General features: G+C 75.1%; 1 pseudogene. It reads left to right on the top strand.

Annotated elements, in window-relative coordinates:
- Window positions 1–206: 206 nt before the first annotated feature.
- A pseudogene (locus tag I5G_RS13095) lies at window positions 207–1306 on the top strand (DNA/RNA helicase); the annotation flags it as partial.

The raw sequence follows: 1306 nt of genomic DNA, 5'->3' as shown, positions 1-1306 counted from the left end.
CGCCCGCATCGCCCGCTCGTCCTGATCCTCGCTGACGTGTTCCGACGCGGCCCGCGTTCCTCGCGGGTCGCGTCGTCGCGTTCGCGGGTGGCGGGACGCGACTCGAGTGTCCGAGACACGCGGACGCCGCGGTGTCGGATCCGCGTGTCCTGGACACCCAAGCACCGCACGGTGCCCCTGTCGGTGCCCCCTGACAGGATCGCCGCATGAGCACCTGGCGCGGCCTCCTCCCCGACGCCGAGCGCCCCGGCTTCGACGCGCTGGCGCTCGGCATCGAGCTGCGCCAGCGCGAGGCGTACGACCCCGGGCGGTGGGAAGCCCGGTCCATCGACCCGGTGACGCCCCGCATGCTCGCGCGGCGGCAGGACGAGCTCCAACTCGTCGCCCGGCCGCTCGTGCGCGGTGCGCGCGAGACCTGGATCCGAGCGGATGCCACGTGGGACGCCGTACGTCGATCCACCGGCCGCTTCGACCCGTCGCACGTCGGCTGGTTCGCCGAACTCCACGCCCTCGCGCAGGCGATGCGCACGACCGGACCGTTCGTCGCGGCGAGCGACACCGTCGCCCTCGACGCGATCGCGTCGCCCCTGCTGTGGCCCCACCTGCGCGCGGCGGCGGGGCTCGGCATCCCGATCGTCCCGATGCACCCCCAGCAGAGCGTGCACCTCGCGTCGGAGGCGACGGCGCGCGTGTCGGTCGACACCGCGGCCGGCGGCGGACTGCGTCTCGCGGCGGCCATCGAGATCGACGGACGGACCGTGGAAGCCACGCACGTGCGGCCCCTCGGCACGGCGGGGATCTTCTCGTTCGAGGTCGACCGCGACCCGATCCCGCTGGTCATGAGCCCCGTCGCGCTGCCCGACCCCCTGCCGGCCCTGCTGAGCGACGGGCCGGTCGTCGTGCCGGCCGAGGACGCGGGGGAGTTCCTCGCCGACGCCTACCCGCGGCTCGCGCGGCGGGTTCCGCTCGCCGTGGCGCCGGGCGTCCCGACGCCTCCGCCTCCTCGACCGACGCTTGAGGTCACCGTGGTGTACCGCGACGACGAGTCCGTCGAGTACGCGCTCGACTGGGTGTACCCGGGCGGCATCGGCGCGGCCTACGGAACGCCGGCCGACGACGAGCGCGACTCCCGCGCCGAGGGCGAGATCGCGGGACGGGTCGAAACGACCTGGGCAGAGCGCGCCGACCTGCCGATCGGGGCCCGGGAGGTGCTGCGCGACGCCGACGCAGCCGCGTTCGCGACACGGGTGCTTCCCGCCCTCGACCTCCTCGACGACGTCCGCGTGATCACGCGGGGACCCGTGCC

Origin of the sequence: Microbacterium sp. B19 (assembly GCF_000333395.1) — a bacterium.
GTDB lineage: Bacteria > Actinomycetota > Actinomycetes > Actinomycetales > Microbacteriaceae > Microbacterium.
The sequence above is the reverse complement of the archived record's forward strand: the minus strand, read 5'-3'. Positions and strand labels throughout refer to the sequence as shown.